This is a genomic window from Nocardioides astragali (genome assembly GCF_024436375.1).
GTDB lineage: Bacteria > Actinomycetota > Actinomycetes > Propionibacteriales > Nocardioidaceae > Nocardioides > Nocardioides astragali.
Genome location: NZ_JAFMZM010000004.1, coordinates 48,689 through 65,554, shown reverse-complemented (window position 1 = coordinate 65,554; position 16,866 = coordinate 48,689). Strand labels below are relative to the sequence as shown.

The following is a 16,866-nucleotide window of genomic DNA, read 5'->3' as shown; positions in this document are numbered from 1 at the left end:
GGAAGCACAGCAGACGCTGCCGGGGACGGTTGCCCTCATGGGCGATCATCTAGGTTACGTCGCCGCGGGGGGTGCGGCCTAACCGATGGGGGGACACGAGATGGGGCGGCGCGAGGAGTGGCTGCGCATCGGCGCGGCCGTGCTCGTCCTCGCCGTGCTCGCGTTCCTGTTCCTGCGCGACCAGGCGGCGGAGAGGGCAGCGCAGGTCGACGAGCCGGTCCCGACCTCCACCGAGCTCCCCGAGGCTCCCGCGGATCCAGAGGGGTCCGAGGCGCCCACCACCGCCCCCGAGACGATCCCCTCACCACCGGAGGGCCTGGACGAGCTGGTCTGCGAGCAGTTCCTCCGTCCGGTCGAGCTGCGCGTGCTGTCCTTCAACACCCACCGCTCGACCGGCACGATCAACGCCGTCGCCGAGGAGATCCTCGAGCTCGACCCCGACGTCGTGCTGCTCCAGGAGGTGGATCGGCGGATGGTGCGCAGCGGCGCCGTCGACCAGGCCGAGGTGCTCGCCGACGCCGTGGGCATGGACGGGGCGTTCAGCGCCAACCTGGCCCGCGGCTCGGGGCAGTACGGCACCCTCATCCTGAGCCGGTTCGACATCGTGCAGCAGGGCCGGGTGTCGCTCGTGCGCAGCGCTCGGTCCGAGGCCCGCGGCCTCCAGTGGGTCACCATCGAGGTGTCCGGGCAGGCGGTTCGCGTCTACAACACGCACCTCGACGCCACGCACCCCGCCGTACGCCTCGCGCAGGCGCGGCAGGTAGCCGGGATCATCGCCGCGGACCGGGTCCCCACCATCCTTGGCGGCGACCTCAACGCCTGGCCGGCCTCGGCGGTCGTCGGCGCGATCGCAAGCCAGCTGACCGACACGTGGACCGCGACCGGCCAGGGCCGCCCGGCGACGAGCCGTGGCGGCCGCAAGATCGACTACCTCTTCGTGCGCGGACTGCGCCCGCTCCTCAGCCAGGTCGCGGCGTCCGGGGCCTCCGACCACCACCGGCTGTGGGCCGACGTACGGCTGAGGACCCCGGACACGTGCGACTGAGGCCGTCCGGATACCGCGCGGGGCAGTCAGTGCCGGGGCCTGCTCAGCGCCGGAGGGTGGCCGACGCCAGCAGGCGCGAGGGCACCGATCCCGACGACCTGAGGTGGATGTTCTGCAGCAGTCCCAGCGCCAGCATGCCGGCGAAGAGCGAGCTGCCGCCGTAGGAGACGAACGGGAGCGGGACGCCGGTGACCGGCATGATGCCGAGGCACATGCCGATGTTCTGGAAGGCCTGGAAGCCCCACCAGCAGGCGATGCCCGCCGCGGCCACCCGGCCGAACAGGTCGCCCGCCGCGGCCGAGATCGCGAGGGCGCGCCAGACCACGACGGCCAGCAACAGGATCACGACGCCCGCTCCGACCAGGCCCAGCTCTTCGCCCGCCACGGTGAAGATGAAGTCGGTGTGCTGCTCGGGCACGAAGCCGGACCGGGTCTGCGAACCCTCGAAGAGCCCTTGGCCGAACAGTCCGCCGTTGCCGACGGCGATGCGCGCCTGCTCGGTGTTGTAGCCGGCGCCGCGTGGGTCGAGGCCGGGGTTGGTGAAGGCCATGAACCGGTCGACCTGGTAGGGCTTCAGCACGCCCATCGACACCGCGGCGGCTGCTCCGGCCACGGCGCCGAGGGTCAGTCCGCCCAGCCACCAGCGTCCGGCACCGGCGACCGCGACGACGCCGAAGACGGTCGCGGAGAGGACCAGCATGGTGCCGAGGTCAGGCTGAAGCAGGATCAGCACGGCGGGGACGCCGGCGATGCCGAGCATCGCGACCACCTCGAGGGTGCCGACACCCCGCCCCCAGCGCCGCTCGGTGCGCTCGGCCACGACCAGGGCCATGCCGATGACCACGGCGAGCTTGGCGAGCTCGGAGGGCTGGATCGACATGCCGCCCAGCTCGAGCCAGGAGCGTGAGCCGTTGACCGTGCTGCCGGCGACGAGCACCAGCACCAGGCCGGTGACGCTCGCGACGTAGGCCAGGGGCGCCAGGATGCGCACCCACCGGTGGTCGGTGGCCATGACGGCGACCATCAGCACGAGGCCGATCGCGACGTTGACGAGCTGTTTGCGCAGGTAGGCGTTGGCGTCCCCGCCGGTGAGGTCGGCCCGCGTCGAGGTCGCCGACCAGACGAGCAGCGTGCCCATGGTGACCAGCGCGAGGGTGGCGAGCATCAGTAGCCAGTCGAGGCCGGGCGCGCGCAGGCTGCTCGTGGCTGTGCCGGGCCGGGCCGGGCGGGCGGACAGGGCGGTCATCGCGCTCACTCCCCCACTGCCGGCGGCATGATCGACCCGTCGTCGAGGAACTGCGGCAGCCTCGCCGGCGGGATGGTGCCGGGCGTCGCCGCCCGCGCGGGGCGTACGGTCTCGCCGTCGACGCCGTAGAGCGCCTCCCAGATGGCTCGGATGCCGTCGCCCGTGGAGCCGGAGCCGGTGCCGGCCTGGCTGATCATCATCACCACGACGTAGTCCTCGGTGTAGGACGCGACCCAGCCGGTCGTCTGCTTGCCGTAGACCTCGGCGGAGCCCGTCTTGGCCCGGATGGTCACCTCGTCGAGCGGGAAGCCGACGAGCTTCCAGGCCATGGTGCCGACGCGGGAGACGTTCTGGAGGGCGCCGTCGATGTAGTCGAGGTACTTCTTCGGCACGTCCACCCTGCCCACCTTGCGGGGCGCGAACCGGCGCAGCACCTGACCCTCGGGGCTCACCAGCGCCTTCGCGATCGTGGGGGCATAAAGGGTGCCGCCGTTGCTCAGCGCGGCATAGGCACGGGCGAGCTGGAGCGGTGTGACGATCGTGTCGCCCTGCCCGATGGAGAAGTTGACCGCGTCGCCGGCCCGGTAGAGGTTCCCCTCGAGGCAGAACTCGCGGGCGAACTTGTAGACGAAGTCGCTGGTGTCCTTCGTCTGTGGCTTGCTGCTCAGGTCGCAGTAGTAGTCCTTCTGCGACTCGAAGTAGGCCCGCTTCCAGTGCCGGTCGGCGATGCGGCCCGGAGCCTCTCCGGGCAGGTCGATGCCGGTGCGCGAGCCGAAGCCGAACTCCTTGGCCTCTTCGACCAGAGGGTCCCGGGCGTCGATGTCGGCCGGGTCGCTGCCGAACCGCTGCCAGAAGTCGTAGCCGACCCGGTAGAAGAAGGTGTTGCAGGAGACCTCGAGCGCCTTGGCGAAGCCGATGTTGCCGTAGGCACCGGACTCGTAGTTCTTGAACACCCGGTTGCCGACCTGGAACCCCGAGGAGCACGGGAGCGTGGTGTCCATCGAGTAGCCATTGGTGAGCGCTCCGGCGGTCATGAACGGCTTCCAGGTCGAGCCCGGGGCGAACTGTCCTTGGGTGGCGCGCGAGAGCAGGGGTGTGCCGGCCTTCTCGGAGTAGAGGTGCTGGAGCTCGGACTCGCTGATGCCGCCGGTCCACACGTCCGGGTCGTACGTCGGCTGGCTGGCCATCGCGACGACCCGGCCGGTCTTCGCGTCGAGCACGACCGCGGCGCCGGAGTCGGCGGCGTACTTGCGCCCGGTGACCGGGTCGAGCTGGGTGCGCTGGAAGGCGATCCGCTCCGCGAGCTGGCGCTCGACCACGGCCTGCACCTTGGCGTCGATGGAGGTGACCAGGGTGTCGCCGGGCGTGCTCTGGACGACGGAGTCGTCGCCCAGCACCCGGCCCATCGAGTCGACGGCGACGCGGCGGTAGCCGGGGAGCCCGCGCAGCCACTCGTCGTACTCCTTCTCCACGCCCGCACGGCCGACGACCGAGGCCCCGTTGAGGGACCGGTCGTCGCGGTCGGTGGCGAGGTCGTACTCGTCCTCGGTGATCGGGCTGAGGTAGCCCAGGACGTGGGCGAGGTTGATGCCGTAGGGGCGCGGGTAGGAGCGGACGCTCTGCTGCTCGGCGAGCACACCGGGGTAGTCCTCGGGCTGCTCCAGCACGCGGAGCGCGACGTCCTTGGAGACGTCGGTGGCGACCGGCACCGGCTGGTAGGGCGAGCCGTTCCAGCAGACGTCGCGGACGCTGCCGGGGTCACCACAGGTGACGAGGCGGGCCTCGACGTCCTCGGGCTCGGCGCCGACGACGACCGAGACGCGGCGGACCAGCTCGGTGCGCTGGTCCTGCTCGAGCTTGCCGAGGAGGGTGCGGTCGACCGAGATCACCCAGGACGTGCGGTTGGCCACGAGCGGGCGTCCCTGGCTGTCGACGATCAGGCCGCGCTGGGGCTGGACGACGATGTCGCGGACCGACTGGTTGGCGGCCTGCGCCTGGTAGGACTCCCCGCCGACGACCTGGAGGTAGTAGAGCCGGACGAAGAGCGTCGCGAACAGTGAGAACGCGAGCGCCTGCACGACGACCAGGCGCAACCGGCTGCTGGTGGTGCGACTCACTGCGTCGCCCATTGAGGGCTGAGCCGCGAGAAGAGCTTCATCAGCGGCGGGAGCACGAACGGGGTCAGCAGCACGTCCCACACAAGGGCGACCAGGACGACTTCCAGAAGGCCGGCGACCGACATCGCCGGGTCGGAGAGCAGCACCCCCGACAGGGCGAACAGGGAGGTCGCCACGAAGGACGCGGCAGCGACCGTGCCGACGACGGCGAGGGCGGTCGGTCTCACGTCCTGGCGCACCCGCGCCGCGAGGAAGGCCGCGATCGTCAGGGCCAGTGCCCACCGCCCGGCGATGTGGTCGGCCGGAGGAGCCAGGTCGAGCGTGAGGCCTGCGGCGAAGCCCAGGACCAGCGCGAACGGAGCCTCGACCGTTAGCGCGGCCGCGACGACCACGAGCAGGCAGAGGTTGGGCACGATGCCGTTCCAGGCCAGGTGGGGGAAGAGCGAGACCTGCACGACCAGGGCGACCACGACGGCAGCGAATGCGGCCAGCCAACGAGTTGTTGTCATCGCAGGCTCCCGTCGGCCTCGACGATCGCCCGGTCGCTCTCGGCACCGCTGGGGACCATCACGCCCACCACGTCGAGGGCGGAGAAGTCGACGAACGGCTTCACGACCGCGCGCTGGGAGGCCTCGCGCAACGAGCTGTAGACCTCGGTGATCGTGCCGATGGGCACGCCCGGGGCATAGGGGCCGGTGGTGCTCCCCCAGGTGACGACCGTGTCGTCGCGGGCGGGCACCGACGCGTCGTCGACCAGGCGCAGGTCGAGGCTCGCGTCCTGGTCGAGCGAGCCGCTGCCGTTGACGAAGCCGATCTCCATGCTCGAGCCGACCCGGCCGCCGACGGTCGAGTCGGGGTCGATGATCAGCAGCACGGTGGCGGTGCTGCGGGTGACGCGGAGGACACGGCCGACCAGGCCGTCGTTGTTCACGACGGTCATGTCCGGACCGACCCCGGCCTCGGCGCCGGCGTCGATGGTCACGGTGAAGCTCTGCGACTGGCGCGATCCGAGGGCCACCACGCGGGCCGGGACCAGGGCCGAGCCCAGGTCCTCGGCGGCCGTGGTGAGGCCGTCGTACTGCTCGAGGCGGTTGCGGTCGAAGCCGGCGAGCTCGACCTTGCCACGGAGCTCGGCGTTGCTCGCCTCCAGGTCACGGACCTCGTCGGCGAGGTCGCCCTTGCTGCGGAACCAGGCGGGCACGGTGGTGAAGGGGCGTACGGCGGCGGCCGCGGCCGACTCGGCGGGACCGAACGCCTCGCCGACCACCCGGCGGGCAGGCTCCAGCGGCGAGCTGCCCCCGCCGGACACGTCGAGCGTGATGAGGGTGACGCTGGCGAGCAGGAGCGCGACCAGCAGCGAGCGGGGCGGGCGGTTGCGCGACTCGAGACCGTCCAGGCCGCGCCAGCGGCGCTCGCGGCCGTCGTGTCCCCCCAGGCTCCCCATCAGCTGGCGCCCATCAGAAGCGCCTCGGATCCGAGACGAGGACCTGCTGGAGGGCTTCGAACTCCTCGACGCACTTGCCCGCGCCGTAGGCGACCGAGGACAGCGGGTCCTCGGCCACGTGGACGGGCATGCCCGTCTCGTGGCGCAGCCGCTCGTCGAGGCCACGGAGCATGGCGCCGCCGCCGGTGAGCACGATGCCGCGGTCCATGATGTCGCCGGCCAGCTCGGGCGGCGTCTGGTCGAGCGTCGAGCGGACCGCGTCGATGATGGCGTGCAGCGGCTCCTCGAGGGCCTGGCGCAGCTCGGAGCTGGAGACGACGACCGTGCGCGGGAGGCCGGAGACCATGTCGCGACCGCGGATCTCCGCATCCGGCTCCGTGGGGAGCGGGAAGGCGGACCCGAGGGTCATCTTGACCTCCTCGGCGGTGCGCTCCCCCAGCATCAGGGAGTACTCCTTCTTCATCCACGCGATGATCGCCTGGTCGAGGTCGTCGCCCGCGGTGCGCACCGACAGGCTGGTCACGATGCCGCCGAGGCTGATCACGGCGACCTCGGTGGTGCCGCCGCCGACGTCGACGACCATGTTGCCGGTGGCCTCGTGCACCGGCAACCCGGCGCCGATCGCGGCCGCCATCGGCTCCTCGACGATGTAGACCTTGCGGGCGCCGGCCTGGTAGCCGGCCTCCTTGACGGCGCGCTGCTCCACGGCGGTGATCCCGCTCGGCACGCAGATGACCATGCGCGGCTTGGCGAAGTAGCGGCGTCGGTGCACCTGGTGGATGAAGTAGCGCAGCATCTGCTCGGTCGCCTCGAAGTCGGCGATGACGCCGTCCTTCAGCGGGCGGATGGCGGCGATGTTGTCCGGGGTGCGGCCGATCATCCGCTTGGCCTCGTGGCCGACGGCGAGGACCTCCCCGGTCGTGGTGTTCATCGCGACGACCGACGGCTCGTCGAGGACGACGCCCTTGCCGCGGACATAGACCAGCGTGTTGGCGGTGCCGAGGTCGACGGCCATGTCTCGGCCGATGATGCTGTGTGCCATGCCGCTGCTGCCCTCGCAGGTCGGGTCGTTCCGGGAAGAGGGGACGACCGCGCTGCCGTGAGTCGACCCGTGACTCAGGGTAGGTAGCGAAATTGCCGGTTCCCGGCAGGACACGCGCGGGTCACGGGAGGTGTGGCGAACTGGTCGGCCGGATCGTCACACGTCCTGCGGCCGGACGGGCTCAGGCGAGGTCGGCGAACCAGATCCCGATCTCGCGGGCCGCGGACTCCTCGGAGTCCGAGCCGTGCACGAGGTTCTGCTGGACGGCCAGGCCCCAGTCGCGGCCGAGGTCGCCGCGGATAGTGCCGGGTGCGGCGACGGTCGGGTCGGTGGCACCGGCGAGCGAGCGGAAGCCCTCGATGCAGCGCTGTCCCTCGATGACCATGGCGAGCACGGGGCCGGAGAGCATGAACTCCACGAGCGGACCGTAGAACGGCTTGCCCTCGTGCTCGGCGTAGTGGGCAGCGAGGATCTCGGAGGTCGCGGTGCGCAGCTCGACGGCCGCGAGCGTGTAGCCCTTGGCCTCGATCCGGCGCAGGATCTCCCCCGAGAGGCCGCGGCGGACGCCGTCGGGCTTGACGAGGACGAGGGAACGCTGGACGTCGGTCATGGGCGCAGCCTAGCCAGCGTCGACCTGCTCGCTGGCCCCCGGGCTCACCCCTGCTCGGCGCGCCAGGCCGCCCAGGCCTCGGCGCGCTCCCGCTCGATCTTGCGGCCCAGCAGGTCGGCGGCGGCCCACAGCGCCGCGAAGGCGAGACCCAGGACGAACATGGCGGTGACGACGAACCCGAGGCCGATGGCCGCGACCTGCACGACGTAGCCCGCGACGTAGGCCCACTCGGCGCGCAGCATGCCGGCCAGCAGCAGGCACACCACCGCCAGCCCAAGCCCGATGGTGACGGCCGTACCGGTCGCGACGTCGGCGATCGTGATCATCACCGGGGTGGTCAGTCCGAGCGTGATCGCCTCGAGGCTCAGCACGGCTGCGCACATGCCCCGCCGTGGCGAGCGCTCGGTGTTGGTGACGCGCTCGGGAGGACCCGCGGGGAGCTGGTCGCTCATCGGCGGCCCTTCAGCATCGCGCGCGCCTCGCCCACCGTGACGACGGAGCCGGTGACCAGCACCGCCCCGGCGCCGATGGAGACGTCGATCGCCTCGGCGGCCTCGGCGAGCGTGGCGGCTCGGTCGATGGCCTCGGCGAGGTCGGGCACGACGCTGACGCGGTCCTCGCCGAAGACCTCGACGGCTGTACGCCCCAGGGCGGCGGCGGACATCGAGCGCCCGGTCGAGTTCTGCGTGCACACCAGGTAGGTCAGGTGGGGCTCGAAGGCCGCGAGGAGGCCCTCGTGGTCCTTGTCCTCCATCACGCCCATGACGCCGACGAGCGGGCTGAAGGCGAAGGAGTCCTCCAGGGCGGCGGCCGCGGCCTCGGCCCCGTGGGGGTTGTGGGCCGCGTCGAGGACGATCGTGGGGCTGCGCCGGATGATCTCCAGGCGGCCGGGTGAGGTCACCTCGGCGAACGCCGCCCGGACCAGGTCCTCGTCGAGGGCGCCGGCGCCGAAGGCCTCGACCGCGGCCAGGGCGACGGCGGCGTTCTGGGCCTGGTGCGCGCCGTAGAGCGGCAGGAACACGTCGTCGTACCGACCGCGCAGGCCTTGCAGCGACACCACCTGGCCGCCGACGGCGGGCGTGCGGGCGGCCACGCCGAACTCGATGCCCTCGCGCACGACGGTGGCGCCGACCTCGGCGGCCCGCGCCAGCAGGACGGCAGCGACCTCCGGGGTCTGCTCGGCCAGCACGGCCACCGAACCCGGCTTGATGATCCCGCCCTTCTCGGCAGCGATCGTGGCGGCGTCGTCGCCGAGGTACTTGGCGTGGTCGATCGCGACCGGCAGCACGACGGCGACGTCGGCCTCGATGACGTTGGTCGCGTCCCAGGTGCCGCCCATCCCGACCTCGACCACGGCGACGTCGACCGGCGCGTCGGCGAAGGCCGCGAACGCCATCGCCACGATGGTCTCGAAGAAGCTCAGCGGGTGGTCCTGCTCGGAGTCGACCAGGTGGGTGTAGGGGGCGACCTCGTTGAAGGCGCGGACGAAGGCCTCGTCGTCCAACGGCTCACCGTCGATGCTGATCCGCTCGCTCATCCGCTCCAGGTGGGGGGAGGTGAAGCGGCCGGTGCGCAGGTCGAGGGCCCGCAGCAGGGTCTCGATCATCCGACTGGTGCTGGTCTTGCCGTTGGTGCCGGTCAGGTGCACCGAGCGGAACGAGCCCTGCGGCTCGCCGAGCAGCTCGGTGAACGCACGGATCCGGTCCAGGCTGGGCTCGAGCTTGGTCTCGGGCCAGCGCGACAGCAGGGCGTCCTCGACCTCGGCGAAGGTCTCGGCCGGGCGCGCTTCCATGGATGGGGGGGCCTGGGTGGCGTCGGGGGGAAGGTCAGTCATCTCGGTGCGAGTCTAGGGCGCGCGGGCACGCTGGCTAGCAGCGGACGACCCGGCGCCACGGCTTCACGACCTGCAGGGCCCGGCCGTCCAGTGGCCGCTCCCGGAACTGGTCGAGCGCGTCGGCCCACCTGGGGTCAGCAGTCCCGGTGACGTACATCGCCGAGCCCTGGTCGGCGTAGACGAGCCCGTAGCGCTTCATCGCGACCACGATGGCGCGGGCGGCGCCGGTGTAGCGCCGGGCGGGGAAGGACTTCGGCAACCGGAAGCGCAACCCGTACGCCGGCAGGTCGGCCGTGGTGTTGCCGCTCGGGCCGCAGTGTCGGGCCGGCCAGGTGTAGGCGTGCCGGGCGGACGGCAGGGTGAAGCGCAGGGCGTGGGTGATCCGACCCGAGGCGGCCTCCTCGTAGTCGAGCAGCCCCGGCAGGATCGGCAGCCCGGCCGCGTCCGCCGACGTCCATCCGGCCGGCCGGAGCCGGTTGGACGAGAGGTCCCATCGGGCCGCCGCGGCCGCCCGCCAGGCGACCACCGTCCCGGACGCGTCCCGCACCCGCTCGGCGGCGTACAGCTCGATCAGGTCGCAGGTGCCGCGGCGGACCGTGAGGACGTGCCGGTCCCCCTCCTCGGGGTCGGGGTCGCCGGTGCCGCCGCCCTCGATCGCGGCGTCGGCCGGCACGAACACAGGTCCCCGGTCGCTCTCGTCGCGGTAGTCCTCACCGTCCACGCCGAACTGCAGGGGGAGCAGCGGCTGGTCCTCGTCGACGAGGTTGACCGGGATCCCGTAGTAGTCCTCAGTGGTCCCGAGGTCGAGGTGCAGGTCGTGACCGGCCGCCTGCTTGTCGACGATCGCCTGCGACCACCGCCACACGGGTCGCTCGTCGATGCGGCGGTTCCACGGGTTGTCGGCCGGGAACAGCCGGCACCCGCCGACCGTGTGGACCCCCGCCCGCGGGTCGAGGCTCGGGTGGTCGGGCGCCTGCGCCGCCGGCGCGGAGGCCGGGGCCGCCACGAGGACGGACAGGACCGCGAGGAGCAGGGTCGTGCGCCGCATCCGACGAGACTAGGGGCGGACGAGGTGCTCCGCCATGTCCACCACCGGCTCGTAGCCCAGGCCGGCATAGATCTTGTTCGACGTCGGGTTGGCCTGGTCGGTGAACAGGCACATCCGGTGGCCTGCCTCGAGGCCGCGCCGGGTGAGCTCGCCGACGACGTACGACGCGATGCCGCGACCGCGGAACTCCCTCGGCGTGAAGACCGGACCGATCCGCGAGACGCCGTACGACGGCAGGCCGGCGCCGCTCAGGTGCGCGATCGTCCCGTCGGGCAGCTCCCACAGCCACTCGACGCCCTCGCGGATCCGGACGAGCACGCTGTCGAGGGTGTTGTGCTCGCCGGAGGCGCGGTCGGGCTCACGCCCGGCCTGCTCGTCGGCCTCGGCGTGGAACGCCTCGAACCACGACAGCACCAGCTCGGCGTCATCCTCCGTGGCCCGGCGCAGCCGGCCCTCGGGCGCCGGCGGCACCTCGACCGACGTGGCCTCCCAGAGCCGGGTCGCCTTGTCGACGACGACCTCTCCGCCGACCAGCTCGGCGGTCGAGCGCGCCAGCACCTCGGAACCCGGCAGGGCGCCGTTGCAGCCGGCGAGGAGCTCGCCCCGCTCGTGCAGCACGGCGGCGAGGGAACGAGCAGCGCTGTCTGCCATCGGCATGGCGAAGGTCGGGTAGGGCTTGAAGGGCGCGGTCCGCATCGCAGCGCTGACGACCGCACCGGAGCCGTCACGGACGACCAGCCACCACCGCGCGAACGGGGCCCCGACCTCGGCCCACGAGTCCCGCCCGTCCTCGAGCTCGCGGGCGGTTCGCTGACTGACACTCGCGATGACGCTGCCGAGCACGGGGTCGGAGGCGAGCACGTCGGCAGCGGCGTCGAGGAAGGGCTGAGGGGCGTCGAAGAACTCCAGCTCGAACTCACTGTGCATCCGGCCACGCTAGGGCCCCGGGACACCGGATCGACACCTGTTTTCGCAGGCCGGAGGCCCGTCAATAGACTTCCGCCCATGACTGACACTCCTGCCACCCAGACCCCGGACTCCGGCCCGGACACGACCACGAGCACCGACCTGCGTGCCGTCGTCGTACCGGAGCGTCCGGCGCTGGAAGGCCTGGAGGAGAAGTGGTCCAGGACGTGGGCCGAGAACGACACCTACGCCTTCGACCGCACCCAGCCGCGGGAGAACGTCTACTCCATCGACACGCCGCCGCCGACCGTGAGCGGCTCGCTCCACGTCGGCCACGTCTACTCGTACAGCCACCCCGACCTGATCGCGCGCTACCAGCGGATGCAGGGCAAGGCCGTCTTCTACCCGATCGGCTGGGACGACAACGGGCTCCCGACCGAGCGTCGCGTGCAGAACTACTTCGGCGTCCGGTGCGACCCCTCGCTGCCCTACGACGCCGACTTCACCCCGCCGGAGAAGCCGGACCCGAAGCGGCAGGTCCCGGTCAGCCGTCCCAACTTCATCGAGCTGTGCGAGCAGCTGGTCGTCGAGGACGAGAAGGCCTTCGAGGCGGTGTGGCGCCAGCTCGGCCTCTCGGTGCAGTGGAACCCGACCTACACCACCATCGGCGACCACTCCCGCACGGTCAGCCAGCGGGCGTTCCTGCGCAACTACGCCCGCGGCGAGGCCTACCTCTCCGAGGCACCGACCCTGTGGGACGTCACCTTCCAGACCGCCGTCGCCCAGGCCGAGCTCGAGGCACGCGACTACCCGGGCCACTACCACCGCGTCGCGTTCCACCGCCCTGACGGCACCCCGATCCACATCGAGACGACACGACCGGAGCTGATCCCCAGCGTCGTCGCGCTGATCGCGCACCCCGACGACGAGCGCTACCAGGACGTCTTCGGCACCACCGTGACCTCGCCGGTCTTCGGTGTCGAGATCCCGGTGCTCCCCCACCCGGCGGCCGAGCCCGACAAGGGCGCCGGCATCGCGATGTGCTGCACCTTCGGTGACCTCACCGACGTGATGTGGTGGCGCGAGCTGAGCCTTCCCGTCCGCACCGTCGTCGGCCGTGACGGCCGCCTGGTCCGCGAGACACCCCCGTGGCTGGCCGCGGACGCTGCCTCGACGGCGTACGCCGAGCTCGCCGGCAAGACGACTTTCAGTGCCCGCGAGGCGATGGTCGCGCTGCTGCGCGAGGCCGGCGACCTCGACGGCGACCCCACCCCGACCCAGCGGATGGCCAACTTCTACGAGAAGGGCGACAAGCCGCTCGAGATCGTCGCCACCCGCCAGTGGTACATCAAGAACGGCGGGAGGGACGCAGCGCTGCGCAAGGAGATGCTCGTCCGCGGCGAGGAGATCACCTGGATCCCTGCGCACATGAAGCACCGCTACGACAACTGGGTCGGCGGCCTCAACGGCGACTGGCTCATCTCGCGGCAGCGCTTCTTCGGCATCCCGTTCCCGGTCTGGTACCCCCTCGACGCCGACGGCGAGCCGGACCACGACCACCCGCTGATGCCCTCCGAGGACCAGCTGCCAGTCGATCCGTCCACGCAGGCACCGTACGGCTACGCCGAGGACCAGCGCGGGAAGCCCGGCGGCTTCATGGGCGATCCCGACGTGATGGACACCTGGGCGACCTCCTCGCTCACGCCGCAGATCGCCGGCATGTGGGAGGTCGACGACGACCTGTTCTCGCGCGTCTTCCCTTACGACCTCGCCACCCACGCGCACGACATCATCCGCACCTGGCTGTTCTCGCGCGTGGTCCGCTCCGACTTCGAGCACCAGGCCGTGCCGTGGTCGCACGCGATGATCTCCGGGTTCATCGTCGACCCGGACCGCAAGAAGATGTCGAAGTCCAGGGGGAATGTGGTCGTGCCGACCGACATCCTCGACAAGTACGGCGCCGACGCTGTCCGGTGGCGTGCCGCGATCGGGCGACCCGGCGCCGACTCGCCGTTCGACGAGTCGCAGATGAAGGTCGGGCGCCGACTGGCGATGAAGGTCCTCAACGCCTCGAAGTTCGTGCTCGGCAACGTCGGCGCGACCACGCTGGTCCCCAGTGCGGTGAGCGCCCCGGTCGACTGCGCGCTGCTGGGCCGTCTCGAGACGGTCGTGCGCATGGCCACCGAGGCGTTCGACGCGTACGACTACACCACCGCTCTCGAGGTCACCGAGAAGTTCTTCTGGGAGTTCTGCGACGACTACCTCGAGCTGGTCAAGGAGCGCGCCTACAACGGCGACGGCGGCCCGGCCACCGAGTCCGCCCGGGCGACGCTCGCGATCGCGCTCCACACCCAGCTCCGGCTGCTGGCTCCGTTCCTCCCCTACGCGACCGAGGAGGTCTGGTCGTGGTGGCAGGACGGCTCGATCCACCACGCCGCTTGGCCCACCGCGGCCGACCTCGGCTCCGCCGCGGCCTCGCAGCCGCTGGTCCTCGACGCCGTCGCGGCGGCCCTCACCGGGATCCGGGGGGCGAAGTCGCAGGCCAAGGCCAAGATGCGGGCGCCCCTGTCGCGCGTGGTGATCACCGGACCCGAGGCTCTGGTCACGGCGGCTCAGGAGGCGCAGGACGACCTACGGGCAGTCGGCACCATCGTGGGCGAGCTGGAGTTCGTCGCCGACGAGTCCGCCAAGGAGCTGCGGGTCAGCGCCGAGCTGGCACCGACGGAGGACTGAGTCCGCTCGGGCGACTACGCCCTGCGGGGCGCCCTGCCGCTCTTGCGGGCGGCCTTCGCCGCAGCCTTGCGGGCCTTGCGATCAGCCTTCGCCGCCTGACGGGCGGCCTTGCGGTCCGCCTTCGCGGCCTGGCGGTCGGCCTGGCGGTCGGCCTTGCGGTCCGCCTTCTCGGTCTGGCGGTCCGCCTTGCGGTCCGCCTTCTCGGCCTGGCGGTCGGTGTCGGTCTTGCGGTCCGCCTTCTCCGCCTGACGCGCAGCCTTGCGGTCCGCGTCCTTGCCCGGACGGGCAGCGGTGCGGTCAGCTGCGGTCTCCCGGGCAGCGATCCGGAGGGAGGCGAGGGACTCAGTGGTCCGGGAGCGGGACGTCGACCCCGAGCCTGCGGTCGAGCGCGAGCCGGACGTGGCTACCGACTCCGTCGACACCGGGGCGCCGACCGAGACGCCCAGCGGCTGGGCGCTCAGCTCGACGGGGATCGAGATCTCGGCGTCGTCCGCCAGGGCACTCGGCTGCGTCACCGTAGCCGGCTCGCCGTCGGCCGGGCCACCGAGCGCGGCTGCCGCGATGGGCTTGCCGGGCTGGAAGACGTCGGCCCAGCCACGCCCGACCGAGATGGTCATCAAGAGGGCGCAGAGCACGGCTACGAACGCGAACCCGACGAGCGGCCGCTTCTGGTCAACCCCCACGGGTTCCCCTTCCCACATGCTTTCGAGACGCCAGTGTGAAGGGGTCATGACGCGTGATCATCACCGATGGTCCGGAATGGCCCGAAATGACTAGACCGGCATGGTCACATCGGGCCAGGCGGACCGATCCGCCTCAGGCGGACTTCTTCTTCTTGGCCTCGGACTCGCGCAGGATGAGCGTCGGCGCGACGTCGTCCTCGACGACGTCGCGGGTGACGATGACCTTCGCGACGTCGCCGCGGGAGGGGACGTCGTACATGACGTAGAGGAGGACCTCCTCGATGATCGCGCGCAGGCCGCGGGCACCAGTGCCGCGCTCGAGCGCCGCGTCGGCGATGGAGTCGATGGCGTCGACGGTGAACTCGAGCTCGACCCCGTCGAGGTCGAAGAGCTTCTGGTACTGCTTGACGAGCGCGTTGCGCGGCTCGGTCAGGATCTGCACCAGGGCCTCGCGGTCGAGCTTGCTCACGCTCGCGATGAGCGGCAGGCGGCCGATGAACTCCGGGATCAGGCCGAACTTGGTGAGGTCCTCGGGGCGGACCTGGACCAGCAGGTCGTCGGCCTCGCGCTCGGCGGCGCCGCGCACCTCGGCGGTGAAGCCCAGCGACTTCTTGCCGACCCGCTGCTCGATGATCTGCTCGAGCCCGGCGAAGGCACCACCCACGATGAAGAGGATGTTGGTGGTGTCGATCTGGATGAACTCCTGGTGCGGGTGCTTGCGGCCGCCCTGCGGGGGAACCGACGCGGTCGTTCCCTCCAGCATCTTGAGCAGCGCCTGCTGGACGCCCTCGCCGGAGACGTCGCGCGTGATCGAGGGGTTCTCCGACTTGCGGGCCACCTTGTCGATCTCGTCGATGTAGATGATGCCCGTCTCGGCCTTCTTGACGTCGTAGTCAGCGGCCTGGATGAGCTTGAGGAGGATGTTCTCGACGTCCTCGCCGACGTAGCCGGCCTCAGTGAGGGCGGTGGCGTCGGCGATCGCGAAGGGGACGTTGAGCATCCGGGCGAGCGTCTGGGCGAGGTAGGTCTTGCCACACCCCGTCGGCCCGATGACGAGGATGTTGGACTTGGCCACCTCGACCACGTCGTCCTTGGCCTTGCCGGACACCGGCTGGAGACCCGCCTGGACGCGCTTGTAGTGGTTGTAGACCGCGACCGCGAGGGACTTCTTCGCGTGCTCCTGGCCGATGACGTAGGAGTTGAGGAACTCGAAGATCTCCTTGGGCTTGGGGAGCTCTTCGAGACTCACCTCGGAGCCCTCGGCGAGCTCCTCCTCGATGATCTCGTTGCACAGCTCGATGCATTCATCGCAGATGTAGACGTTGGGGCCAGCGATGAGCTTCTTGACCTGCTTCTGGCTCTTGCCACAGAAGTTGCACTTCAGCAGGTCGCCGCCGTCACCGATACGTGCCACGAGTTGTGTCCTCCAGTCTCGCCGGGCGGGGGGTCCGGCTGTCAACACCTTGCATCAGGCCCCACGACGGTACCCCGTGCCGGCCCCCGGCGGGGGCCGGACACGAGATGTCGTGGGTCATGATTTGCTCATCCTCAGGCGAGCGCCGGGGCGCCCTTGCGCGACTCGATCACCGCGTCGATGAGGCCGTACTCGACCGCCTGCTCGGCGGTCAGGATCTTGTCGCGCTCGATGTCGCGGCTGACCTGGTCGATGTCCTTGCCGCTCGAGTCGGCGATCATCCGCTCGAGGAGCTCGCGCATCCGCAGGATCTCGTTGGCCTGGATCTCGATGTCGGAGGTCTGGCCGAACGTGCCCTCGGTGTAGGGCTGGTGGATCAGGATGCGGCTGTTGGGCAGCGCCATCCGCTTGCCCTTGGCGCCGGCGCCCAGCAGGATCGCCGCCGCAGAGGCGGCCTGGCCCAGGCACACGGTCTGCACGTCGGGCTTGATGAACCGCATCGTGTCGTAGATCGCCGTCAGCGCCGTGAACGATCCACCGGGGCTGTTGATGTAGATGCTGATGTCGGTGTCGGGGTTCATCGTCTCCAGGCACATCAGCTGGGCGATGACCGCGTTGGCCACGTCGTCGCTGATCGGCGTGCCGAGGTAGATGATGCGCTCTTCGAAGAGCTTCGCGTAGGGGTCGATGCGGCGGAAACCGTAGGAGGTCCGCTCTTCCCACTGCGGGATGTAGTAGTTCATG

15 protein-coding genes are annotated in these 16,866 nt (G+C 71.0%); 2 read left to right on the top strand and 13 right to left on the bottom strand.

Translation table 11 applies throughout. The features are described 5' to 3' along the window. Positions 1-100: 100 nt before the first annotated feature. A complete protein-coding gene (locus J3P44_RS13605; RefSeq protein WP_255890966.1) occupies positions 101-1,045 on the top strand; it encodes an endonuclease/exonuclease/phosphatase family protein in 945 nt (314 codons plus the stop codon). A 43-nt stretch (positions 1,046-1,088) separates the two neighbouring features. Here J3P44_RS13605 and rodA read toward each other — a convergent pair whose 3' ends face one another. From rodA to J3P44_RS13555, 10 genes are all read right to left on the bottom strand, one after another. Next, positions 1,089-2,291 carry a rod shape-determining protein RodA gene (gene rodA / locus J3P44_RS13600; protein ID WP_255890965.1) on the bottom strand — a complete coding sequence of 401 codons (1,203 nt, stop codon included), beginning with the start codon at positions 2,289-2,291 and terminating at the stop codon, positions 1,089-1,091. 5 nt (positions 2,292-2,296) lie between these two features. After that, entirely contained in the window at positions 2,297-4,408 is a 2,112-nt protein-coding gene (gene mrdA / locus J3P44_RS13595; protein WP_255890964.1) for a penicillin-binding protein 2, read from the bottom strand. Then, complete coding sequence (gene mreD / locus J3P44_RS13590) at positions 4,405-4,917, bottom strand: rod shape-determining protein MreD (protein WP_255890963.1); 513 nt, start codon at positions 4,915-4,917, stop codon at positions 4,405-4,407. The genes mrdA and mreD overlap by 4 nt, the downstream gene beginning before the upstream one ends. Continuing rightward, on the bottom strand, positions 4,914-5,852 hold the full coding sequence (gene mreC / locus J3P44_RS13585; protein WP_255890961.1) for a rod shape-determining protein MreC: 939 nt from the start codon (positions 5,850-5,852) through the stop codon (positions 4,914-4,916). Before mreC ends, mreD begins: the two co-directional genes overlap by 4 nt. A 13-nt stretch (positions 5,853-5,865) precedes the next feature. Continuing rightward, positions 5,866-6,894 (bottom strand): rod shape-determining protein, encoded by a 1,029-nt coding sequence (locus tag J3P44_RS13580; protein WP_255890960.1) that lies wholly within the window; start codon positions 6,892-6,894, stop codon positions 5,866-5,868. 181 nt (positions 6,895-7,075) lie between these two features. After that, complete coding sequence (gene ndk, locus J3P44_RS13575; protein ID WP_255890959.1) at positions 7,076-7,504, bottom strand: nucleoside-diphosphate kinase; 429 nt, start codon at positions 7,502-7,504, stop codon at positions 7,076-7,078. 44 nt (positions 7,505-7,548) lie between these two features. After that, positions 7,549-7,956, bottom strand: coding sequence for a DUF4233 domain-containing protein (locus tag J3P44_RS13570; RefSeq protein ID WP_255890958.1), 408 nt, complete (start codon positions 7,954-7,956; stop codon positions 7,549-7,551). Beyond that, the gene (locus J3P44_RS13565; protein ID WP_255890957.1) at positions 7,953-9,338 is read right to left on the bottom strand and encodes a bifunctional folylpolyglutamate synthase/dihydrofolate synthase; all 1,386 of its coding nucleotides are present in this window, start codon (positions 9,336-9,338) and stop codon (positions 7,953-7,955) included. Before J3P44_RS13565 ends, J3P44_RS13570 begins: the two co-directional genes overlap by 4 nt. Before the next feature lie 34 nt (positions 9,339-9,372). Further along, on the bottom strand, positions 9,373-10,386 hold the full coding sequence (locus J3P44_RS13560) for a hypothetical protein (protein WP_255890955.1): 1,014 nt from the start codon (positions 10,384-10,386) through the stop codon (positions 9,373-9,375). A 9-nt stretch (positions 10,387-10,395) separates the two neighbouring features. Further along, a complete protein-coding gene (locus J3P44_RS13555; protein WP_255890954.1) occupies positions 10,396-11,313 on the bottom strand; it encodes a GNAT family N-acetyltransferase in 918 nt (305 codons plus the stop codon). Positions 11,314-11,391: 78 nt separating this feature from the next. Here J3P44_RS13555 and valS point away from each other — a divergent pair, with 78 nt between their 5' ends. Continuing rightward, on the top strand, positions 11,392-14,025 hold the full coding sequence (gene valS / locus J3P44_RS13550; protein ID WP_255890953.1) for a valine--tRNA ligase: 2,634 nt from the start codon (positions 11,392-11,394) through the stop codon (positions 14,023-14,025). A gap of 14 nt (positions 14,026-14,039) precedes the next feature. On the opposite strand, the gene J3P44_RS13545 is transcribed toward valS, so the two are convergent. The 3 genes from J3P44_RS13545 to J3P44_RS13535 form a co-directional block, all read right to left on the bottom strand. After that, complete coding sequence (locus J3P44_RS13545; RefSeq protein ID WP_255890952.1) at positions 14,040-14,708, bottom strand: hypothetical protein; 669 nt, start codon at positions 14,706-14,708, stop codon at positions 14,040-14,042. A gap of 133 nt (positions 14,709-14,841) precedes the next feature. Beyond that, positions 14,842-16,122, bottom strand: coding sequence for an ATP-dependent Clp protease ATP-binding subunit ClpX (gene clpX, locus J3P44_RS13540; protein WP_255890951.1), 1,281 nt, complete (start codon positions 16,120-16,122; stop codon positions 14,842-14,844). A 134-nt stretch (positions 16,123-16,256) separates the two neighbouring features. Next, positions 16,257-16,865 carry an ATP-dependent Clp protease proteolytic subunit gene (locus J3P44_RS13535; protein WP_255890950.1) on the bottom strand — a complete coding sequence of 203 codons (609 nt, stop codon included), beginning with the start codon at positions 16,863-16,865 and terminating at the stop codon, positions 16,257-16,259. Position 16,866: the final 1 nt, after the last annotated feature.